This window comes from Ewingella americana (genome assembly GCF_006438725.1).
GTDB lineage: Bacteria > Pseudomonadota > Gammaproteobacteria > Enterobacterales > Enterobacteriaceae > Ewingella > Ewingella americana_A.
This window is the reverse complement of the sequence record NZ_RCZD01000015.1, coordinates 1-22,535: the sequence shown is the minus strand read 5'-3', so window position 1 is coordinate 22,535 and position 22,535 is coordinate 1. Positions and strand designations below refer to the sequence as shown.

Below are 22,535 nucleotides of genomic sequence, written 5' to 3'. Positions count from 1 at the left end.
GCCGACGGCTCACGGACTGTTCACTGAAGCGCCCAATACCTGGGGTCAGGCAATGAAGTCGTGAGCGATATCCGTCATCCAGTCCATGAACAATTTGGCGCGTCGGGACAGGTTAAGCCGGTGCGGATAAACCAGCGACACCGGCATTGGCGGGGCGCGGAACTGCGGCAGGATGCTCACCAGTTTGCCACTGGCCAGTGCGTTGCGTGCACCCGTTAGCGGCACCTGAATAATGCCAAGTCCCGCAAGGCAGGCCGACGAGTAGGTCTCGGTGCTGTTGACCGTTACGGCCCCCCCGGTTTTCACTACTTTCAATAGATTTCCCTCCAGATATTCGAACCCGGTTGGGCGGCTGCCGAGGGTTTGCTCGTAATGCACCATCGCATGTTGGGTCAGCTGGTTCGGGTGCTCGGGCGTGCCGTAACGTTGCAGATAACCGGGGCTGGCGCAGTTGACGACGGTGAACTCACCCAGCGGGCGGGCGATGAGCCCCGAATCTTTCAGCGCCCCTACGCGCACCACGCAGTCAAACCCTTCGCGTACCACATCGACACGGTGGTCGGTGCTGCTAAGCTCAATTTCGATCGCCGGATAGCGGTTGAGAAACTCGCCCAGCCGCGGCAATACCAAATCGCGGGCCATCGCGACTGACATATCAACGCGCAGCCGCCCGCTCACCGTTGACGGATGCGACTGAAACATCGACTCCAGTTCGTCCATATTGGCCAGCAGCTCTTTGCAGCGCTCGTAAAACACCTGGCCGTCTTGTGTCAGCTGCACGCGGCGGGTCGAACGGTGTAGCAAACGTGCCGACATCCGCGTCTCCAACTGCTGTACCAGCCGTGACACGCTGCCTTTGGGCATCCCCAGGCTTTCGGCAGCGCGGGTAAAGTTACTCAGTTCCGCCACCCGCACAAACACCTGCATTGATTGAATTTTATCCACATTTTGCCCGATTGTTGTTTGAGTTGAGACAGTGAAACTCATTATGTGCTCTTTATCATTACTCTGTCGTCTAATAGTCTGTATTTCGTACACAGCAACCCTATAAAATTCACTGCGGAGTCTTAAAATGAGCAATAAAATAGTATTAGTGACCGGTGGCAGCCGTGGTTTAGGCAAAAACGCGGTAGAGAAGCTGGCGGATCAGGGAATTGATGTCATTCTGACTTACAACAGCCAGGCCGACACCGCTCAGGCTGTCGTGGCGTCTGTCAAAGCCAAGGGCGGCAAAGCCGTTGCCCTGCAGCTGAATACGGCAGAAAGCGGCGGTTTTGATGCCTTCACCGCCGAAGTGAAAAAGCAGCTGGCACAGGTCTGGCAGCGCGATACGTTCGATTATCTGGTTAACAACGCAGGCGTGGGCAACCATGCGCTGTTTAGCGAAACCACTGAAGCGCAGTTTGATTTGATGATGAACATCCATCTGAAGGGACCTTTCTTCCTGACGCAAAAACTGCTGCCACTCATGGCCGATGGCGGCCGCATTCTGAACGTCTCCAGCGGGCTGACACGCTTTGCGCTACCGGGTTCTTCGGCCTACGCCATTATGAAGGGCGCGGTGGAAGTCCTGACCCGCTATCTGGCGAAAGAGCTGGGCCCGCGTGGGATCTCGGTCAACGTGCTCGCGCCAGGTGCCATTGCAACGGATTTCGGCGGCGGTATGGTGCGTGATAACCCGCAAGTGAACAAAATGGTGGCGGATAACACGGCGCTGGGACGCGTTGGGCTGGCGGACGATATCGGCGATATGGTGGCGCTGATGCTCAGTGATGCTGGCCGCTGGATGAACGCCCAGCGTGTAGAAGCGTCGGGCGGTATGTTTATCTAACGGCTTATTGGAGCGGCTAAATCAGTCCTCCTGGAAGCGTTTGGCTTTCTGATTCTGCTGCTTTTCCAGCTCGAAAATCGCCCGTTGCAGGTCACGTTCCTGTGCGGGCGATAAATACGGAAACTTGAAACTCAATCTTTGCGTGGTGACGGTTTCGCCTTTATTGCTCACCGACTTGCGGTCCATTGCGCTGATAAACTCCAGATCCAGCCTGAACGAACCAAACTCCGCCAGTTCCACCACCGTATCTTTAATCACCGCACCAGACTCAATGCACAGCGGCATCACTTTATCTACATGCAGCCCCAGGCCGCCGAGCGAGATATCTTTCAGCTTGAACGCAAAGTCGCTGGCGTCGGGGAATTTTCCGCTGCAAATATAGGCCGGCTGCAACGGAATGTTGACGCGAAAATACTCACGACGCTGAATAAAATAGAGCTCAGGTGGAATTTCACAGCTGAACGTCGGCAGATTTTGCCAGCTGATCTCATGAATTTTGCCGGACGTGAACTCCACTTTGGCACCGGCAGGCTCTGCCACAAAACGTAGCGTCTGAGCTTCTTTCGCCAACTGATTGTCATAATCGCCGCTGCCCAGGTCGAACAGTAACTGATTGGTATCTGGCAGAACTTCCAGGATTTTGCTGATAAATTGCCCGCGCCCGTGGCTCACCATTACCAGCGTATTGTTCTTTTTCAGGTCACGCAGAACCGCCAGGATCCCCAGCTTATTGCGTCTGACAAATTGCTCTTTCGATGCTTCGCTCACCTGCCATACCCCATCAGTATTTTATTATTTTGGTTATCCGGTGCTCAATTTGACTTAAAAAAGCGGTCATAACGGTTATCGGCAACAGGTGCCGAAGCTTTATCTCTTTTTCAGCATTACTGTTTTTTTAGGATTAACGCCATGCCGCAGAACGTTCTCCCTTCGACGACGTGAAATTTATTTTCCCAGATTGATAAATAAAATCGAATAAAAACCCATCCTCAGGTGTTTACTTCTTAACAGGACACTTATGGACGCTTCTTTTATGCAAAAACACTCGGTTTCTTCCGCTTCACCGCTTCGTCATCGCTATGACGGCCTGACGATCACCTTGCACTGGGCAACAGCGCTGATTGTCATCTTTATGTTTGCCAGTGCGCATATTTGGGAGGTGCTGGAACGTGGCACGCCGCTGCGCAAAGGGCTGCAATCGGTGCATATCTCGATGGGTATTTTACTGGCGGTGATAATTATCGGGCGTTTGCTTTGGCGGCTGTTTACCGTCAGTACCGGTCGTAGCAAGCAGGCACCCATCGCCATGCCGACGCTGATGAAAGCCGTTTCACATTTGACGCATCTGGTGCTCTATTTATTGTTGGTCGCGCAGATTGTTCTCGGCTTTCTGTTCCGCTGGTCGCAGGCTGAGCCCTTCTATTTCTTCGGTTTATTCCCGATCCCCGACGTCTTCAATTTCGACAGCATCATGACCAGTACCTTCGGGATGCTGCACAACAACGTGGCCTGGGCGCTGATCATCGTCGCGGGCGTTCATGCTCTAGCCGCGCTGTTCCACCATTACGTGTTACGCGACGGCATTTTGCGCCGCATGTTACCGGGCAGCCACGGCCGCTCATAATCCGTCAACGCAGTGATCTCAGGACACCAATATGAAAACCATCACTTCCGTTAAAGCCTTGTCAGCGCTGTGCCTGGTCGCCGGGCTGTCGCTGTTTTCCGTCGCCGCCAGCGCCATGGGTGACGACTCGCAAAAAACGCCAGACTGCCCGAAAGGCCAGGTTTACGACAGTAAAACCAAAAGCTGTATGGTCGAGAAAGGCAGCATGATTTCCGATCAGGATAAAACCCAGTACGCTTATCATCTGGCGAAATCGGGCCGTTATCAGGAAGCGCTGACGCTGCTCGATACCCTGCAACAACCCAATACCCGCGAAGCCTGGAACTACCGTGGCTACGCGACGCGCAAACTGGGTCGCACGGATGAAGGGATCGGCTATTATCAACGTTCCATCGCGCTCGATGGCCATTACGCCAAAGTGCGCGAATACCTTGGCGAAGCCTATATGATCAAAGGCCGTCCTGATTTAGCTAAAGCCCAACTGGCAACCATCAAAAGCATTTGCGGCACCGGCTGCGAAGAGTATCGCGATCTCAATGCTGCGATCGCCGGGCATCCTGAATCCTGATGTTGTCTGACTGACGACGAGGTTGTGAAAAATCACGCCCACTGAAATCCGGTACGAACTGAGCCTCTGCCTGGCGCGTCTTTGGCGCTATGGCATGGTGTTGTCGCGCAAGCGCGACGTGGCTGATGATTTGGTTCAATCCACCTGCGTGCGGGCGCTGGAACGCAGCCCGCAGTTTGAGGAGGGAACCCGCATCGACCGCTGGCTGTTTTCGATTCTGCATTCCATTTGGGTCAATGAACTCAGGGCGCAGCAGGTGCGTCAGGGGCAGGGATTTGTTGATATCAATGATCTGGACCCGGTCAGTGAAGCCAGCGATTTCGAAGACAGCCGCTGGCAGCGGCAGGTTATGCAACAGGTCGGCAGTTTGCCGGAGGCTCAGCGCAATGCGGTATTTCTGGTTTATGTCGAAGGTTTTACCTATCAGGAAGCTGCGCATACTCTTGCCGTTCCCGTGGGCACGATCATGAGCCGGCTGGCCACCGCGCGGCAGACGCTGGCGAAAACGGCGGTTGCTGCACGCCATGCGCAACAGGGGGAGAAAAAATGACGCAAAAGTGTCTTCCCGTTCCTTTCTCTGATGAGGTGCTGGTAGCTTATCTGGATAACCAGCTCAGCCGCGCCGAACGTGAACAGTTTGCCAGGCGTTTGCAGGAGGATGAGATCCTCAGCGAACGCCTGACGTTGCTTTCGCACAGTAGTTTACCTTTCCACGATGCCTTTGAGCCGATGCTGGCGCAGGCACCGCTGGCTGCTTTACAGGCACGGCTCGATGCCATTCCTGAAGCCGTCAGGCCGGTCGGGATAAGTCGCCGCAGACTGCTGGCGGCGTCGGTGAGTTTTTTGGCGGTCGGCTTGCTCGCCGGACGTTACTCGGCACAGGTTTCTGCCGCCGATAGCAACTGGCGCGAGCGCGTTGCCGGTTATATGTCGCTGTATACCGCGCAGACGCTGGCGGACGTCAATGATACCGCCGAACAGCAACAACAGCAGCTCTCGCGGGTACAAAACACGCTGGGTATCGCGTTAAGCCCGGCTGCACTGGCGGTGCCGGGCGCGACATTGAAGAATGCCCGCATTCTGCATTACGACGACTATGATATTGCACAGATCTCTTATCTCGATGAAGAGTACGGGCCGATGGCGCTCTGTATTACCCGCAGCGAACAGCAAAACAGTACGCCGCAGGAGAGTGAAATCCGACAGGGGATGAACGTGGTTTACTGGCGCAATGCTGGCTACAACTTTATGTTCATCGGCCACTGCCCGGCAGCGGAAATGGCGGTGCGTGCGGGGGCTTTGCGGGCCACCATTGCCTGAGGAAGGTGGCCGTGACACTCACTTATGTAATTATTTAAAGCAGTAAACTATTGTTAATGCACGTAACGGCAATGTTAAAATGTTTGCGAAATCTCGATAATATGAGTATTCGGTAACATTTGTGTGGTTGATTTGTCGTTGTTTGCCGCTGTTTTCGTTACTCCGCATTATTGTCCTTTCACACTCTGTGGAAATAATCGCTTGTTTCCCACCGCATCGGGTTGTTGATTTCGTTTATCCAGGGAGATCTGGATAGCTTTCACCTGCAAAACAAAAACTAAACATTCAGAGAAACAGACGTCATGAGAAAAATACTCGCCATGATCTTCTGCCTTAACGTGGTTGCCTTCAGTCAGTCAACGTTCGCAAAAGATGAAAAGCCCGTCGATGTACTACTGATCGGCGGCGGCATTATGAGCGCGACGTTGGGGACATACCTTCAGGAATTAGAACCGGACTGGTCAATCAATATGGTTGAGCGTCTGGATGGTGTTGCACTGGAAAGCTCCAACGGCTGGAACAACGCCGGTACCGGCCACTCCGCGCTGGCGGAAATGAACTACACGCCGGAAAAAGCCGACGGCAGCATCGACATCTCCAAAGCGGTTGAGATCAACGAGTCCTTCCAGATTTCCCGCCAGTTCTGGTCTTATCAGGTGGAGAATGGCGTACTGCATGACCCGCGCTCCTTCATCAACAGCACGCCGCACATGAGTTTTGTGTGGGGCGACGACAACATCAACTTCTTGCGTAAACGCCACGCCGCGTTGCAACAAAGCACGTTGTTCCGTGGCATGGAATACTCAGAAGACCCGGCGAAAATCAAACAGTGGATCCCACTGGTGATGGAAGGCCGCGACCCGAAACAGAAAGTCGCAGCGACCCGTATTCCGATCGGTACCGACGTGAACTTCGGCGAAATCACGCGCCAGCTGGTGGCTTCTTTGCAGAAGAAACCTAATTTCTCACTGAGCCTCGGCCACGAAGTCCGTGAAATCAAACGTAACCCGGATAACACCTGGAACGTGACGGTGGCTGACCTGAAAAATGGCGACAAAGAGAGTGTCATCAAAGCAAAATTCGTGTTTATCGGTGCAGGCGGCGCGTCTCTGACCCTGCTGCAAAAATCCGGCATTCCTGAAGCGGATAACTACGGCGGCTTCCCAGTCGGCGGTGAATTCCTGGTGACGGAAAACCCGGACGTGGTAAAACGTCACCTGGCGAAAGTGTACGGTAAAGCGTCCGTTGGCTCGCCGCCGATGTCCGTTCCGCACCTCGACACCCGCATTCTTGATGGCAAACAGGTTCTGCTGTTCGGGCCGTTCGCCACCTTCTCCAGCAAATTCCTCAAAAACGGCTCCCTGTGGGACTTGTTCGGCAGCGTTAACTTCTCCAACATCATGCCGATGACCCACGTCGGTATCGACAACTTTGATCTGGTGAAATACCTGGTCAGCCAGGTGATGTTGTCCGACGACGACCGTTTTGATGCGCTGCGTGAATACTTCCCGGATGCGAAGAAAGCCGACTGGCGTCTGTGGGAAGCGGGTCAACGCGTGCAGATCATCAAAAAAGATGAGCAAGAAGGCGGCGTTCTGCGCCTGGGCACCGAAGTGGTCAGCGCCAAAGATGGCAGCATCACCGCGCTGCTGGGGGCCTCACCGGGCGCTTCTACCGCCGCACCGATCATGCTGCACCTGATGGAAAAAGTCTTCAAAGACAAAGTCGCGACGCCAGCATGGCAGGCCAAACTGAAGGAGATTATCCCTTCGTATGGCACGCAACTGAACGGTAATGTTGAAGCCACTGAAAAAGAACTGGGCGACACCAGCCGTGTTCTGATGTTGGACAATCCACAGCCAAAACCGGTCGAACCGGCGCCGGCGGCGGATAATTCTTCTGCCCCTAAACCGGGGCAGGAGCAGAAACAGGTGGCTGACGTCGCGTTGTAAATTGTCGACTGAGATAAAATGCAAAACCGCCTTTAACCCGGCGGTTTTTTTATGCGCGCAATACTGGCCGTTAGGTGCCGGACAGCGCGTTAAGCGGGTTGGCTTTATTTACGCGGGCTTTCTCATGTTGTGATTCCAGTACCCTTCTCGCCAGCGGAGTGTCTTCGTGATAACGGGTTTGAGTATCCAGGCTTTTCGAGTATTTGTTGTATTTCCACCACGCATAGCCGAGAAATAGCACCAGGCCGCCGACGTTATAAAACACAATCGTCATAATGCTGGCGCCGGTCGGGAAGGTCGAAGCAATAAACCCGACGGTGAAAATAACAATCAGGGTACTGACAATGGCAATGCCCTGCATTCTCGAGCCCATCTTAAAATCGCGTTCGACGCTGTCATATTTCAGCCGTAAATTCAGGTATGCCAGCATAATAAACAGCGGCGGTAACATTGATGCCGCGGCGGTCATGTTGATCAACGTATTCATTAAATCCTGCACACTATTGGAGCCTAATGTTGGAATTAACATCAGAGGGATGACGATTAAAAACTGGATCCACGCCGCGCGCGTCGGCACGCCGTGTTTATTCAGGCGGATGGTTTTCTCACCAAAAATACCTTTCGGAATTTCAGTAAAGAAAATTTTGACCGGAGCCGCTGTCCACATCAGCAATGAGCCAAACATCGCGGTGAAAGAGATAACGCCGACAAAGCGGTTCATCAGCACCGCCGGTAGACCAAAGTGCGCCGACAAACCCTCAAAGATCTGTACCGTACCGCCGGTGAAATGCAGCGCGGACTGTGCCACGAACACGTTAATCAGCAAGGATGCGATGGAATACAGCACGCCGATCACCAGCCCGGAAATAATGATGACTTTGACAAACGAGCGGCTGCCGCCTTTGACGTCATTCACATATACCGCGACCGATTCCGCGCCGCCCGCCGCCTGGAATATCCACGCAATAATGCCTAAGAATGCCCAGTTAAAATGCGGTGTCATGGCTTCAACATTAATCGGATTCGCGGGTTCCACGCCACCGATAAGCGCTGCGCCCGCCAGCACAATATAAGAGAAAGTCAGCAGCAACATTAAGGTGGAGGTTACCGAGGTCATCGGCCCGAGTAATTTTGCGCCACTGTTGGAGATCAGTGTGGAAAAGGCGAACAAGCAGATGCTGATAAGGGCGGTGGTGACCGGTGTGAAAATAGAGTCATGCCCTAAAAACGCGTAAGACGCATAGGCAATAACGCGTGGAAGCAGCGCCGTGAAGAAAAACAAATTCACGAACCAATAAGTGTACGCCGTCATAAAGGCCCAGCGGCCACCGAGCGCACTTTTTACCCAGGCATAAACCCCGGCTTCCGAGTTTTTATTGAGTGAGACAAATTCGGCGATGATCAGACAAAACGGAATAAAATAAATCAGCGTCGCCAGCAGAAAGACCGGCGCAGATGCGATGCCCAACTGAATATTGTTATTGATGACATTATTGAAGCTAAAAACAGCGGCAAATGTCATGGATAATAATCCAAACTTACCGATAGTGTTTCTGCTCGACCCGGCCATAAAGATTCTCCAACTGCGATAATTGTAGGGTTAGGTTTTTTATTATTTGTTTAGAAAATAGCTCTCTTCGATGGTCACCTTCAGGATGACTTTTTTAACGTTTTTTTCCGGCCTGAACCGGCTGGCTTCGTGGTTTTCAAAAAGGATGACGTTGCCTTTGCTGGCCGTGATTTTTTCGCCACCGCCGGTAAACCATTCGCGGTCGGTTTCATCAAGGTAAGGCGCGACGGAGTTAAGCCGGGATTTCGCGGCGAACTCGATTTCCTCACGGCCTTCGAGGTAGTAATGCACATCAAAATAACGGCGGTGGCCTTCGAATTCGGCCCGCTGCGGCTCAGCGCCGGACGCCAGCCGGTAGACCAGCGAATCGCCGATCGAGTGAAAAACGCCGGGGCGGAGTTTTTCAAGGTTATTAATCGCTTCCATGCAGCGCTGCCATTTTTTTCCCGTGCGGTAAAGCCGCTGAAATTCAGATAACGCGTCGAGAATAATCATCAGTTTATCTCCGGGTGTTGAAAGACCGGTGTTTGAAAGGACACTTCAGCGAGACTCAGGCTGTCGGTGTCCTGCTGGCTGAACGGCACCAGCGTGAAGCCGTAACTGAACGCAGAGAAATAAACGCGGTAGGAATCGAGCACTTCCGAGCCCCAGGAGTTGGAGCCGAGCCCCATGATTTTATGGTCGAGATTGAGCGTCAGGCAGCTGTCCGGCGTGAGTTCGTCGATGTGCTGCGCCTGCTGCAACATCTGCGAGCTGTACGGCCACAGGCTAAAATTGAGTGGCTGACGCGGCTGAATGAAAATGCCGTGACCCGCTTTATCGCGCAGGCTCAGCCAACGCACATCCTGTCGGTTACCGTTATCCTGCGGCATCGGATAGTTCTCGAACAGGCTGCTGACCGGTTGCTGGTAATGCCCGATCAGGTTGGCCTGACGGCTGTCCTGATAGTTTTCGCCCGGCCCGCGACCGTAATATTCCACCTGTTCGAAACGGCGGCTGATGCCAAAATCCAGACCGATTTTCGGTATGACATGGTTGAAATTGCCGTAAGGCGTGCCGGATAAATCCAGGCTGACCGTGCCCTGTGATGATATCCGCCAGCGATACATACAGCGCATGCCGAAATCAAACACCGGCGGGGCGATCACCGTGCAGACTTCAATCACCATGTCGTCATTCTGACGCTCCCAGCGCAGTGAACGGCAATGTTGCTGCAGAATATGCAGATGGTTCGGTTGCCAGATGCCTTCAAATTCCGGCTTGTGGTTGTCGATCACCGGCTTGAAGAAATTGAGTTTTGGCGCACGCCCGACGATCTCTTCGCCATCCACTTGCCAGGATTTTAGTTCGCCATCGAGACGTGAGAATTCGAGGCGGAAATGTTGGCCGCTGACGATGAGCCGGTGCTTTTGCTCGTCGCAAATCAGCGGCATCCTGCTTTCAGGCTCGGGTAACGTCACCAGCGGCTGTGCCGCCTGCAACAGCACCTGATACTGCCCGAGCGGATGATTCGCTTCGCTGTACGCGGTTTGGCTGTTTTTACAGATGCTGACGTTGAGGAAGGTTTCCTTCCCGTTGGCGGTAAATTCTGGCAGCGGGATCTCTTCGGATTCGCCGGATTGCAGATGCGGGAGGGTGATTTCACGGGTTGGCAGGCCACGTCCGTCGAGCTGTACCGTCAGCGAGAGCCGGATGTCGTCGAGTGAGCTGAACCAGTAACGGTTTTTTATGCGGAGCGCTTTTTTGTCATCGGTGAGGCTAACTTCCACCGGGCACAGCACCTGTTTGTATTCGCGCAGGCCGGGGCCGGGCGTCTGGTCAGGGTAGATCAGACCGTCCATGCAGAAGTTATAGTTGTTCGGGTAATCGCCGTGATCGCCGCCATAGGTGTAGCGCGCCTGCCCGTGTTCATTGGTTTCTAACAGGCCGTGATCGCACCATTCCCAGATGTAGTGACCTTGCAGGCTGTCGTGGCGGTTAAAAACGGCCTGATATTCGGCGAGTCCGCCGGGGCCGTTGCCCATCGCGTGGGCGTATTCACAAATAATGCGCGGTTTGGCGTGCGGGTATTCGCCGAACGCATTCATCATCTGCACGCGGGAGTACATGGTGCTGATGACATCGGCCACTTCGGCGTCGCGGTCCTCTTCGTAGTGAACCAGCCGGGTTGGGTCGAGCTGTTTGCAGCGTGCCGCCATGGCGCGGATATTGCAGCCATAACCGGATTCGTTGCCGAGCGACCACATGATGATCGACGGGTGGTTTTTTTGCGCCATCACATGCCGTTCGATGCGCTCGACATAAGCATGTTCCCAGCGCGGGTCGTCGGTGATACGGCTCAGATCGCCGACGTTGGCGAAACCGTGGCTCTCCAAATCGGTTTCGGCCATGACAAACAGCCCGTAGCGATCGCACAAGTCGTAAAAGCGCGGGTCGTTAGGGTAATGCGCGGTACGCACCGAGTTAATATTGTGCTGCTTCATCAGAATGATATCGCGCTCAACCCGCGCCATATCGACCGCCCGACCTCTGCGGTGGTCGTGGTCGTGGCGGTTGACGCCGTGCAGTTTGAGGTAGCGACCGTTGACGTAAAACAGCCCGTCGCGCACGCAGATATCACGAAAACCCACGTGTTGCGGCACCACGCCAAGCACGTTGCCTGCGTCGTCATGCAATGTCAGCAACAGCTGATATAACTCAGGATGTTCGGCGTTCCACTGACGTGGCTGGCTGACCGGGATCGCCAACTGGCAGCGCGCTTCCACTTCCGCTTCAGGAACCTCTTTCCATTGCTCTGCCACGCAACGTTTGCCGTCAAATAACTGAGCATGCAGACGGTAACCGGTCAGTGGCACCGGACCCGCGTTGTGCAGCAGCGCATCTATTGCCAGCAGCGCATTGCAGTAGTTTTCATCGAAGGTGGTGACGACGGTAATATCATGAATATGAACAGGGGTCTGCCCGATGAGATACACGTCGCGGAAGATACCGGCCATCCACCACATGTCCTGATCTTCGATATAGGTCGAGTCCGCCCACTGCAAAACGCGCACCGATAACAGGTTGTCGCCCGGCTGTACGAAGGCGCTGATATCAAATTCCGCGCACAGGCGGCTGCCTTTGCTGAACCCTGCGTAGTGGCCGTTCACGTAGACTTCGAAGTAGGTTTCCACGCCGTCGAATTTGATGAGAGTTTGTGTGCCCGCCGACACTTCATCCAGTGTAAAGCGCTGCTGGTAGGCCCCGGTCGGGTTATTGGTGGGCACGAACGGGACGTCAATCGGGAAAGGGAATCCTTCATCGGTGTATTGCAGCTGGCCGTGGCCTTCCATCTGCCACATGCCCGGTACGGCGATATCGCCCCAGTCCGTCATCGGCTGGTGGTAGAACGCGTCCGGGACTAAATCCGGGTGCTCAAAATAGCGAAACTGCCAGCGGCCGCTCAGCAACTGAAAATGCTGGCTGGCGGCGCGGTCAAAGCTCAGGGCCTGCTGTGCATGCGGGTAGCTGAAAAAGCGGGCGCGCGGGGGTAAACGCTTCTCTGACTGTTTATCGATGTTTTCCCAATTATTCACGTGATCTCTCCTGAGACGTGTTTCTATGGGAAAGAAGATAGTAAAATTTTAGTAAAAATAACTAAAAATATTTACCGATTGTCAGAGGGATCACAATAAATAAAAAATCTGCTTGAGGATCATGTCGTTAATTTTACCGGTTGCAGTGGATCCCTCTGACGCCCATTGTTCATCTAAAAACATGGCGCCAGAGAGTGGCAATCGGGAAGCCGGTATCAGCGGCGGGTGGTGTCGCGCAGCTGGAGTGAACTCGGTACAAAGACCGAAAGGGGTACGCTGCGTTCATCGCGCAAGCGTTCGGTCAGCAAGTTGACCGCCTGTGCACCCATGGTTTCTGAATGAATACGTACCGTTGATAATGAAGGGAAAACAAAGCGGGCAGTCGGGATGTCATTGACGCTGATCAGCGCGATTTTTTCAGGGATTTTCACCCCGTGTTCCAGCAGAGCCCGCATCACGCCCAGCGCAATTGAATCGGTGGCAATCAATAATGCCGGAGGATACGGCGTGTTCTCTTGCAACATTTTTTTCGCGCACTGATAGCCGGACTGGCTGGTGAAATCGCCAAAATATATATCCTGCGCCTGCACCACATTCTTCAGACGGCCATACTCCACAAACGCCTGCTCGCGCTGGTCGGCAAATTCAGGATGATCGCGCCCGCCAATAAAGCCGATCCGTGAATAGCCCTGCGCGATAAAGAAATCGATCACTTTCTGGCTGATCTTAACCAGATCGACATTCACGCAGTCAAACTGCGGGTCTTCCATCACGCCATCAATGAACACCACCGGACTGGATTGCTGACTGAGCTGGGTATGCAGCGCGGGTTGCGGCTGCCCGATAACCAGAAAACCGTCCACGGACGGCAGCGGTTTATCCCCGTTAAAGTCATAACCGGAAACCAGCGTGATACCGAGCTTTTCACACTGTGTTTCAACGCCGTAGCGCATGGAAAGGTAGTAGGGATCGTCGATTTCCAGCCCCTGCCGGTAGGTGAACAGCGCGGCAAAAGTCATCCGGTGCGTGGTGCTGCGTTTGGAGGGCGACACTTTATATTCCAGGCGTTCTGCCGCTTCCAAAATTTTCTGCCGGGTTTGCGCTTTCACACTCAGGCTCGGATCGTCATTTAGCACGCGTGAAACCGTCGCAACGGATACGTTCGCGGCCTCAGCGATTTCCTTCAAAGTAGCCATCTGTGTCTCAGTGAATGATAAAGGGGTAAATCAGTCAGTTAGCTTAAAGGCTACGCGGACACATGTATACATTGGATCCGTGTCCCAATGGCCAAAATCTCGATGTGACGCAGTTAACAATTTACTTATTATTTAGTATATTTTAGTAAAATATTTACTAGTATGCCTTTTACTTTTTTGCCTTTCTCGTCCATGGATCGAATAAGTGAAGCGCATCGAATGAAGAAAACATCACCTAATAAAATATTACTATTCTTGTTATTCAGCACGCCAATAACTTTAATGGCACAGGAACCTGTCGTACCCGCCGAACATAATATTTTAACGCCACCGGAAATAACCGCCCAAAACCCGAACGCTACCGCGTACCGTTTTTATGGCGAAATGGGCGGTGGCGGTAGCCTATATTTAGAGGGGAAAGACCAGCATAAATACAGCGACGGCACCTATATTGAAGGCGGGCTGGAAATAAAGCATGGCAACTGGTTCGGGCTTATTTATGGCGAAGGCTGGACTGTACAGGCCGATCATCAGGGTAATGCCTGGGTGCCGGACCACAGCTGGGGCGGATTCGAAGGCGGACTCAACCGTTTTTATGGCGGCTACCGTACCGATGACGGCACCGAACTGATCCTCAGTATGCGCAATGACTCCTCACTGGATGACCTGCAATGGTGGGGCGATTTCACGCCGGAATACGGTTATGTGATCCCCAACACCCGCGATTTAACCCAGGCTGCAAAAATCCAGAACCTCACCGGGAAGTTTCGCTACAGCGTGACTGCCGCACCGCAAAGTCGCGTCGATGAGAGCAAAGCGCTGCTGCATTTCGGCAAATATGACCGCTATTCAGATAAATACACGTATCAGGCGATGGTCAATGGTTACACCCAATATGACCTGTTTGAAGGGCTGACCTTGCTGAACGGACTGGAACTGACCGACGGCATGGGGCAGCTGTTCCTGGCCGGTTTACAGGGTAAGAATCTGGCGGGCCGTGTCTGGCATCACACCGGCAAAGGCGATGGCCATCATCCAGGCACCGAGACCGGCATGATGGCCAGCGCCATGGTCGAAGCCGCCAACGGGCTCTATCTGTCCACGGCCTACAGTTACGCCGAACACCATCTGGATAACGCACCAGACACCACCACTTCCTATGCCCAGGCGGGCATCTGGTACGAATACGCCGGTGGCCGGTTTGCGACCGCGCTCGACAGCAAATTTTATATGACCAACGACACCACCGGCGCCAGTAACTCGGTCTTTCTGATGCAATATTTCTATTGGGGGAAATCATAATGAATAAGGTCAGCCTGCGAACACCTCTCGCTATTTTTATCTCTGCGGTTCTGCTTATTTCCGGTGGTGTGGCGGCCAGCGGCAGCGATATTCATTTACGCGCCGATGCCTATAAAAATGTCATCAACCGCAGCGCCGCGCCGCATTACATGCTCGATTACGATTCAGACGACCATCAGCGTCTGAATCCATTTTTCGACGACGGCTCATGGCACGGACATTTATTACCCGCAGGCCCGGAAGGGATGGGCGGATTCCCCGGCCCGGCGCTCTTGACCGAAGAATACATCAACTTTATGGCAGATAACTTTGATCGCCTGACGATCTACAAAGACGGTCAAAAAGTCGCGCTAAGTATGACGGCCTACAGTATTCCCGGTGCGCTGATCCAAACCCTGACCGCACCGGGTATCCGCATCGACATGACCTTACGTTTTGCCAGCGCGCGCACCTCGCTGCTGGAAACCAACATCACCACGAATGTGCCGCTGGAACTGGTGTGGGACGGTGAACTGCTGGAGAGATACCATGCAAAAGAAGGCAAGCCGCAGTCCGCACAAACCATCGAACAGGTCTATCCGGGCTATAGCCGTAAAATTCTGCCTACCGCCGACGGCCTGACCGTCACCTTCGGCAAAGTGCGGGCACCGTCCAATTTGATGACCTCCGGTGAGTCTGAATATCAGATCCATAAATCGATACCGATGCAAACCACCGTCGAGGGCCATCGGTTTGTGGCGAAAGCCGGTATTTCTGGTTCTACCACCCTTTACACCACCTATTCGCATCTGCTCACGGTTGAAGAAGTGCAAAAAGAGCAGCCGAAAATCGCCGATATGCTGGCTCATCCGCAGCCGTACCTGACGGCTTCCGCTCAGCGCTGGGAAGGGTATTTGAATAAAGGGCTGACCAACGCACACGCCACCTCTGTTCAGGAGCGCGTGGCGGTGAAAGCCATCGAAACCCTCAACGGTAACTGGCGCGGCGTGGCGGGTGCCATGAAGTTTGACTCGGTCACGCCTTCTGTTACCGGACGCTGGTTCTCCGGCAATCAGACCTGGCCGTGGGATACCTGGAAACAGGCCTACGCGATGGCGCATTTCAACCCGGACGTCGCCAAAGATAATATCCGCGCAGTCTTCGCGTTTCAGGTTCAGCCCGATGACCCGGTACGCCCTTGGGACGCCGGTTTCCTGCCTGATTTGATTGCCTATAATCCGAGCCCGGAACGCGGCGGCGACGGTACCAACTGGAACGAACGCAACACCAAGCCGAGCCTGGCAGCCTGGTCGGTGATGGAGGTGTATAAAACCACCGGCGACAAACAGTGGCTGGCCGAGATGTACCCGAAACTGGTGGCCTATCACGACTGGTGGTTGCGCAACCGCGACCACAACCATAACGGCGTGCCAGAATATGGCGCCACGCGCGATAAAGCGCATAACACCGCCGACGGGCAGATGCTGTTTACCGTCAAAGAGGGGCAAAAAGAGCAGACGGAATCCGGGCTGAAAAACTACGACCAGGTGGTGAAGTCAGGAAAATATGACCGCATTGAGATCCCGGCGCAGGTCGCCGCGTCGTGGGAGTCTGGCCGTGATGACGCTGCCGCCTTTGGCTTTATCGATGCCGATCAACTGGCGAAGTACGTCAAAAATGGCGGCAAAAAGCAGGACTGGCAGGTGAGTTTCGCCGAAAACCGCACTGCGGATGGCACGCTGCTGGGCTATTCGCTGTTGCAGGAGTCAGTCGATCAGGCCAGCTATATGTACAGCGACAACAAATATCTGGCTGAAATGGCGGATATTTTAGGCAAGAAAGCCGAGGCTGAGACTTTCCGCAGCAAGGCCAGCAAACTGGCGGATTACATCAATACCTGCATGTTCGACAGCCGCAGCGGCTTCTTCTATGACATTCGTATCGAAGCAAAACCGCTGGCCAACGGCTGCGCGGGCAAACCGATTGTCGAACGCGGCAGAGGCCCGGAGGGCTGGTCGCCGCTGTTTAACGGTGCCGCTACCCAGCCACATGCAGACGCCGTGGTGAAAGTGATGAAAGACCCGAAAGAGTTCAACACCTACGTGCCGCTCGGCACTGCGGCGCTGACCAATCCGGCTTTCGGCGCAGATATCTACTGGCGCGGCCGCGTCTGGGTGGATCAGCTCTACTTTGGCCTGAAAGGCATGGAGCAGTACGGCTACCGCAATGACGCGATCCAAATGGCCCAAACTTTCTTCGACCACGCCGACGGCCTGGTCACCGATGGCCCAATCCGCGAGAACTACAATCCGCTCAACGGCCAGCAGCAGGGCGCGCCCAACTTCTCCTGGAGCGCAGCGCATCTTTATATGCTCTATAACGACTTTTTCGTGCAGGGGAAATGAGGTGAGCCGTTCGTCGTAACGGCTGAATTTTAGGCACAAAAAAACCGCTTTAGAGAGCGGTTTTTTTGTTGGGGAGTTCAGTTAGCGCTAAACTTTCCCATTTTTCACTCGCTTGAAACAAGCGGGTACAGGCAGCCCAAACGCCTTTAATTTACACTACGGATAAAAGCATCACAAGTTTAAATTATGATCAATAACCTTATTTATTTTATGGTCTTAATGGTAGCATCTGCGCGGGGCTAATTTGCCCGTTTAGAGACGGGTCACCGGGCTTGAAATTAGAACTTAAGCACCGCGGGTACAGGTAGCTCAAACACTGCTTGTCCTTCGTCAGTGGGTCCCGGTGCTTATTGGTGAAACGCGGCTCTAAAAGGCCGAAACAATGAAAAAGTGTATTTATGCACTGATCGTTGTGCTGGGTTCTTTGATGACGCCAGCGGGAGATGGATGGAACATTAACGTTTCTCACATCAACTTCAGCATCAACTTAAGATCTGGTTTGTCACAATAAAGGAACCGCCCTTCGGGGCGGTTTTTTTAGCTATTTACCTTGCGCCCCAAGCCCCAGCACACCCATCCCGCGACAAACAGCGAAGGAAGTGTCGCACCGATATCGGGCAGGAAGTTTGCCATCAGTTGATAGACCACAATACCGATGGCCCAGGCCGCAAGCGATCGTCCGTTCAGGTCGCGGGTAGTCTGCTGACGCAAGACAAAGTGATGCGTCAGCACCACGCCGAACAGTGGCGCAAAGACGGAACCAATCAGCAGCAGGAAGTTTTCGTATTGTGTGAGTGGAACGCGCCAGGCAATCAGCGTACACAGCAGGCCAATCCCCAGCGTCAGCTTGCCGATACTGAGCGGTAATGAAGTGCCAGCAGATACGGCCGCTGAGTGGATATCGGCAAAGGCATTTTCGTGTTCATCGACTAAAATCAGCAGCAGCGGAATACCAAGTGCCACGCCGGACAGCGCCAGCAGCAGCGCATTGGCGTCGGTCGATGTGCTGACAAACGCCAGTGTATAGGCAACTCCGAGTGACATCATCCATACGCTGCCGAGGAAGAATCCGCAGGCCGTGCCCCAGAAGTTCTGCCGGGCGGATTTGCCAAAACGGGTGTAATCGGACACCAGCGGCAGCCACGAAAAGGCCATCGACACCACGATGTCACAGGCCATGGCGAATGGCATCGAGCCATCACCGGCTTTGTGCCACAGGGCAACGAGATTGGCATGCTGGAACAGATATACCGTCAGCCACGCGCAGCTGGCCATCAACAGCCAGATGCCCCAGCGGCGCAGCACCACGCGGATAAACGCCAGCGGGCCGCTTACCGCCAACAACGTAGCAACGGCACCGAAAATAAAGGTCCACAGCGTCGGGTTCGCCCACAGGCTTTCGCTTCCCCATGCCCGCTGCGCCAGCAAACTGGCGGCGTCGCGCATCACGACGATCTCGAACGCGCCCCAGCCAACCAGTTGGATCAGATTGAACAGCACCGGCAGCGCCACGCCGCGTTTGCCGAGGCTCAGTTTCAGCGACGCCATCGACGACATGCCCGTCTGCCCACCAATGACCCCAACCAGTGCCAGCAACGCCACACCCACCGCCGTTCCCAGCAAAATGGCGGTAATTGCCCCTGCCATCCCCAGACCCGGTGCCAAAATCGCACCCGCCTGCAACACCATCAGGCCCATACCGAGCGAGAACCACAGCGAGAATAAATCCGACCAACCCAGCACCCGCGACGTCACCGGCACCGAGGATTGAGGAGAATAAATACTATTATCTTTCATAAGGTTAATTTCGTAGCCACAGCGAACGGCTGTTATAGCATATTGCTGTGCAATTCTGATGGAGGGTGATGTAACAGAGCATTTTTATGCAGTCTCTTTCACTTAACCCTGCTTCGCATATCCTACTTCGAATGAATCACAATCACGCCCAATTTCTCCAGCAAATGACTCTGCTGCCAGTCGTCGATTTTCACACCGTCGAGGTCCACTTTTCGCAGGTTGAGCTCGCCGAGATCGGAATTGGTCAGGTCGCAGTGGGTGACGTTGACGTCGTTCCAGTTGAATTCGGTGAATTCGCCGCCGGAAAGATCTGAACCGCTCAGGTTACTGCCTTGCATGTTGGCGCCGGTCCAGCGGTTTTCCCACAGTTCGCACTTCTCCAAAATCACTTTGCTGAAGTTGGCATAGCTAAAATTATTTTTGGTCAGGAAGGCACTGCAAAACCAGGTGCGGGCGGTGATCATGTTCATAAAATTGGCACCCGCAAAGTCTGCGCCGGTGGCTTTGCATTCGCGCATTTCCAGACCCAGCGCCTGAATGTTTTTGAAATCTGCCATGGTGAGATCGCAGTTTTTGAAGCTGGCATCCTTAAGCTGTGCATGCTGAAAAGAGCAGCCTTTTTGCGTTTCATCATCATAGAAAATGCAGTTAACGAACGCCGTCTCTGACAGGTCTGTGCTATCGAAACGGCAGCGCAGGAAATGGCAATCATGGAAGATTTCGCCTGCCAGCGTTTTTTGCTGGCTGAAACGCTGATCGGTAAAGGTTTGATTTTTAATCATGATTAAGCCTGTAAAAATGCACAGTAGTTATGCGGCAAGACTAGCAGATCTCACATTAATGTCGCCATGATTTTGCTGATCTCCCAACCTGTTACTATGATCAGGACCTTACTGGAATTTATAGCAAAGGAGATCATCAATGCGTCTTTCAAACCTCTTTCTGGCCATTACTCTGGCATGCAGTCAGTACGCGGTAGCAGCAGAGACTTCCCCCGCGTCTGCCCCAACGCAGGAAAATGTCATGAACAGTCCGGCAAAACACGCCAATCCGTTCTTCGAACGCAGCCCGCTTGAGTACCAGGCGCCGCAGTTCAATCTTTATCAGGAAAGCGATTATGCCCCGGCGATTGCCGAAGGGATTAAGCAGAAACTGGCGGAAGTGGACAAAATCGCCAACGACACCGCGCCACCGACCTTTGAAAACACTTACGTGGCGCTGGAAAAGTCAGGCAGCTTGCTGACCCGTGTGATGAACGTATTTGGCGCAATGACCGGCGCGAATACTTCTGATGGCCTGCAAAAAATTGATGAAGATACCTCGCCGAAACTGGCGGCGATGAGTGACAGTATTTATCTGAACAGTAAGCTGTTTGCGCGGCTGAAAGCGGTCTACGACCAGCGCCATACACTGAAACTGGACCCTGAATCCCAGCGCCTGATTGAAGTGACCTACAAAGAGTTCGAACTGGCGGGTGCGAATCTTTCTGATGCGGATAAAGAGAAACTCAAGGCACTGAACCAGCAGTCTGCCACGCTCAGCACCCAGTTCACCAATAAACTGCTGGCGGCGACTAAAGCGGGCGGGCTGACGCTCAAAGACCAGAAACAGCTGGCGGGGCTGAGCGAGGCTGAGCTCTCTGCGGCGGCGCAGGCCGCCAAAGACCGCAAACTGGATAACGCCTGGTTGCTGGTATTACAAAACACGACGCAGCAGCCGCTGTTGCAGTCGCTGGAAGATCGCGAAACGCGCAAAGCCCTGTACGACGCCTCGATTAACCGGGCTGAACGTGGCGATGCCAACGACACCCGCCAGCTGATTTCCAAACTGGCGAAAGTACGCGCGGAGCAGGCGAAAATCCTCGGTTTCCCGTCGTATGCTGCGTGGAAGTTACAGGATCAGATGGCGAAAACACCCAAGGCGGCACTCGATTTTATGCACAAAATCGTTCCGGCTGCCACGGCGCGGGCGCAACGTGAGGCCGCAGACATCCAGGCATTAATTGATAAGCAGAAAGGTGGCTTCAAACTGGCAGCCTGGGACTGGCAGCACTATGCCGAACAGGTGCGCAAAGCCAAATATGACCTGGACGATGCGCAGATCAAACCCTACTTCGAGCTGAACAATGTGCTGGAAAACGGCGTGTTTTACGCCGCCAACCTGCTGTATGGCGTGACCTTCAAAGAGCGCCACGATCTGCCGGTCTATAACCCGGACGTGCGGGTGTTTGAAGTGTTCGACAAAGACGGAAAATCGATGGCGCTGTTCTACGCCGACTACTTCCAGCGCGACAACAAAGGCGGCGGCGCGTGGATGAGCAACTACGTCGATCAGTCCAAATTACTCGGTACCAAACCGGTGATTTATAACGTCGCCAACTTCCAGAAACCGGCTGCGGGCCAGCCTGCGTTGCTGTCGTGGGATGACGTGATCACTATGTTCCACGAGTTCGGACACACCCTGCACGGGCTGTTCGCCGACCAGCAGTATCCGAGCCTGTCCGGCACCGCCACGCCGCGCGATTTTGTCGAATTCCCGTCGCAGTTCAACGAGCACTGGGCCAGCGATCCGAAAGTGTTTACTCACTTCGCCAAACACTACCAGACCGGTGAAGTGATGCCGCAGGCGTTGCAGGACAAAATCGAGAAGGCCAGCAAGTTTAATAAAGGCTACGAGATGACCGAACTGCTGGCCGCCGCGCTGCTCGATATGCACTGGCACAGCCTGAGCGCCAGTGAGCCGGAGCAGGATGTGGATAAATTCGAAGCGGCATCGCTGAAGAAGGACAATATCGACCTGGCTTACGTGCCGCCACGTTACCGTTCCAGCTACTTCCAGCACATCTGGGGCAACGGCTATGCCGCCGGTTATTACGCCTATCTGTGGACCGAAATGCTGGCTGACGATGCCTTTGCCGGTATCGAAGAGCAGGGCGGGTTAACCCGTGAAAACGGACAGAAATTCCGTGACCAAATCCTGTCACGCGGTAACAGCGAAGACCTGGAAAAACTGTATGAAACCTGGCGCGGTAAAGCACCGTCGATTGAACCGATGCTGAAGAACCGGGGTTTAAAAGAAGAGTAAGGAATCGCGGAAAAAAAGGCGGGCCATTGGTGCCTAATGCCGTTCACTTAAGCCTCACGTGACTTAAAACTGAACGGATATTTAGGTGGTATGTAAAGCACTGTACGATCGTATCGTCGGTGCTTTCTTTTTTCCGGAAGGATAAACGCTTTTACATTTTCCCTCATTCCTTTCAGATGCTTAGGGATGTTTCCCGCAGCGCCTTTACCGCTCACTCTGACCTGCGATACCAGGATATTTAATGCCGCAACAAAGCTAATTCGCGTCGGTATGACTCCAGCCTCCCCTGCTATATCAACCATTTCCTTTCTCAGCAGATTATAGGAGACCAG

At 53.9% G+C, this 22,535-nt stretch carries 17 protein-coding genes and 1 pseudogene; 9 read left to right on the top strand and 9 right to left on the bottom strand.

Features of this window, described 5'->3' with window-relative positions:
* Positions 1-45: 45 nt before the first annotated feature.
* Complete coding sequence (locus EAH77_RS21415) at positions 46-945, bottom strand: LysR family transcriptional regulator (RefSeq protein WP_170215687.1); 900 nt, start codon at positions 943-945, stop codon at positions 46-48.
* Positions 946-1,072: 127 nt separating this feature from the next.
* Between EAH77_RS21415 and EAH77_RS21410 the strand changes: the two genes are divergently transcribed.
* Positions 1,073-1,831: an SDR family NAD(P)-dependent oxidoreductase gene (locus EAH77_RS21410; RefSeq protein WP_140474895.1), complete on the top strand. Its 759-nt coding sequence runs from the start codon at positions 1,073-1,075 to the stop codon at positions 1,829-1,831.
* Positions 1,832-1,852: 21 nt separating this feature from the next.
* Here the strand turns inward: EAH77_RS21410 and EAH77_RS21405 are convergent, their stop codons facing one another.
* A complete protein-coding gene (locus tag EAH77_RS21405) occupies positions 1,853-2,599 on the bottom strand; it encodes a flagellar brake protein (RefSeq protein WP_140474893.1) in 747 nt (248 codons plus the stop codon).
* A gap of 250 nt (positions 2,600-2,849) precedes the next feature.
* Between EAH77_RS21405 and EAH77_RS21400 the strand changes: the two genes are divergently transcribed.
* From EAH77_RS21400 to mqo, 5 genes are all read left to right on the top strand, one after another.
* Entirely contained in the window at positions 2,850-3,455 is a 606-nt protein-coding gene (locus EAH77_RS21400; protein ID WP_241673511.1) for a cytochrome b, read from the top strand.
* 31 nt (positions 3,456-3,486) lie between these two features.
* Complete coding sequence (locus tag EAH77_RS21395; protein ID WP_140474891.1) at positions 3,487-4,023, top strand: tetratricopeptide repeat protein; 537 nt, start codon at positions 3,487-3,489, stop codon at positions 4,021-4,023.
* A 94-nt stretch (positions 4,024-4,117) separates the two neighbouring features.
* Entirely contained in the window at positions 4,118-4,573 is a 456-nt protein-coding gene (locus EAH77_RS21390) for an RNA polymerase sigma factor (RefSeq protein ID WP_140474889.1), read from the top strand.
* Positions 4,570-5,343 carry an anti-sigma factor family protein gene (locus tag EAH77_RS21385; protein WP_140474887.1) on the top strand — a complete coding sequence of 258 codons (774 nt, stop codon included), beginning with the start codon at positions 4,570-4,572 and terminating at the stop codon, positions 5,341-5,343. The genes EAH77_RS21390 and EAH77_RS21385 overlap by 4 nt, the downstream gene beginning before the upstream one ends.
* A gap of 302 nt (positions 5,344-5,645) precedes the next feature.
* Positions 5,646-7,295, top strand: a complete 1,650-nt coding sequence (gene mqo / locus EAH77_RS21380) for a malate dehydrogenase (quinone) (protein ID WP_140474885.1) — start codon at positions 5,646-5,648, stop codon at positions 7,293-7,295.
* Between the two features lie 70 nt (positions 7,296-7,365).
* Here the strand turns inward: mqo and EAH77_RS21375 are convergent, their stop codons facing one another.
* From EAH77_RS21375 to ebgR, 4 genes are all read right to left on the bottom strand, one after another.
* On the bottom strand, positions 7,366-8,865 hold the full coding sequence (locus tag EAH77_RS21375) for an amino acid permease (protein WP_140474883.1): 1,500 nt from the start codon (positions 8,863-8,865) through the stop codon (positions 7,366-7,368).
* Positions 8,866-8,907: 42 nt separating this feature from the next.
* Positions 8,908-9,360, bottom strand: coding sequence for a beta-galactosidase subunit beta (locus EAH77_RS21370; protein WP_140474881.1), 453 nt, complete (start codon positions 9,358-9,360; stop codon positions 8,908-8,910).
* A complete protein-coding gene (ebgA, locus tag EAH77_RS21365) occupies positions 9,360-12,440 on the bottom strand; it encodes a beta-galactosidase subunit alpha (protein WP_140474879.1) in 3,081 nt (1,026 codons plus the stop codon). Before ebgA ends, EAH77_RS21370 begins: the two co-directional genes overlap by 1 nt.
* 215 nt (positions 12,441-12,655) lie before the next feature.
* On the bottom strand, positions 12,656-13,636 hold the full coding sequence (ebgR, locus tag EAH77_RS21360; RefSeq protein ID WP_140474877.1) for a transcriptional regulator EbgR: 981 nt from the start codon (positions 13,634-13,636) through the stop codon (positions 12,656-12,658).
* Between the two features lie 219 nt (positions 13,637-13,855).
* Between ebgR and ygjJ the strand changes: the two genes are divergently transcribed.
* Positions 13,856-14,938, top strand: a complete 1,083-nt coding sequence (gene ygjJ, locus EAH77_RS21355) for a protein YgjJ (RefSeq protein WP_140474875.1) — start codon at positions 13,856-13,858, stop codon at positions 14,936-14,938.
* Entirely contained in the window at positions 14,938-17,322 is a 2,385-nt protein-coding gene (gene ygjK, locus EAH77_RS21350) for an alpha-glucosidase (RefSeq protein ID WP_140474873.1), read from the top strand. The genes ygjJ and ygjK overlap by 1 nt, the downstream gene beginning before the upstream one ends.
* A gap of 537 nt (positions 17,323-17,859) precedes the next feature.
* Here ygjK and cytX read toward each other — a convergent pair.
* Both cytX and EAH77_RS21340 read right to left on the bottom strand, forming a co-directional pair.
* On the bottom strand, positions 17,860-19,119 hold the full coding sequence (gene cytX, locus EAH77_RS21345) for a putative hydroxymethylpyrimidine transporter CytX (protein ID WP_140474871.1): 1,260 nt from the start codon (positions 19,117-19,119) through the stop codon (positions 17,860-17,862).
* A gap of 122 nt (positions 19,120-19,241) precedes the next feature.
* Positions 19,242-19,901 (bottom strand): Qnr family pentapeptide repeat protein, encoded by a 660-nt coding sequence (locus EAH77_RS21340; protein ID WP_140474869.1) that lies wholly within the window; start codon positions 19,899-19,901, stop codon positions 19,242-19,244.
* 139 nt (positions 19,902-20,040) lie between these two features.
* On the opposite strand from EAH77_RS21340, the gene dcp reads away from it, so the two are divergent.
* Positions 20,041-22,203: a peptidyl-dipeptidase Dcp gene (gene dcp / locus EAH77_RS21335; protein WP_140474867.1), complete on the top strand. Its 2,163-nt coding sequence runs from the start codon at positions 20,041-20,043 to the stop codon at positions 22,201-22,203.
* 47 nt (positions 22,204-22,250) lie between these two features.
* On the opposite strand, the pseudogene EAH77_RS21330 reads toward dcp, so the two are convergent.
* Positions 22,251-22,535: pseudogene (locus tag EAH77_RS21330) on the bottom strand (IS4 family transposase); the annotation flags it as partial.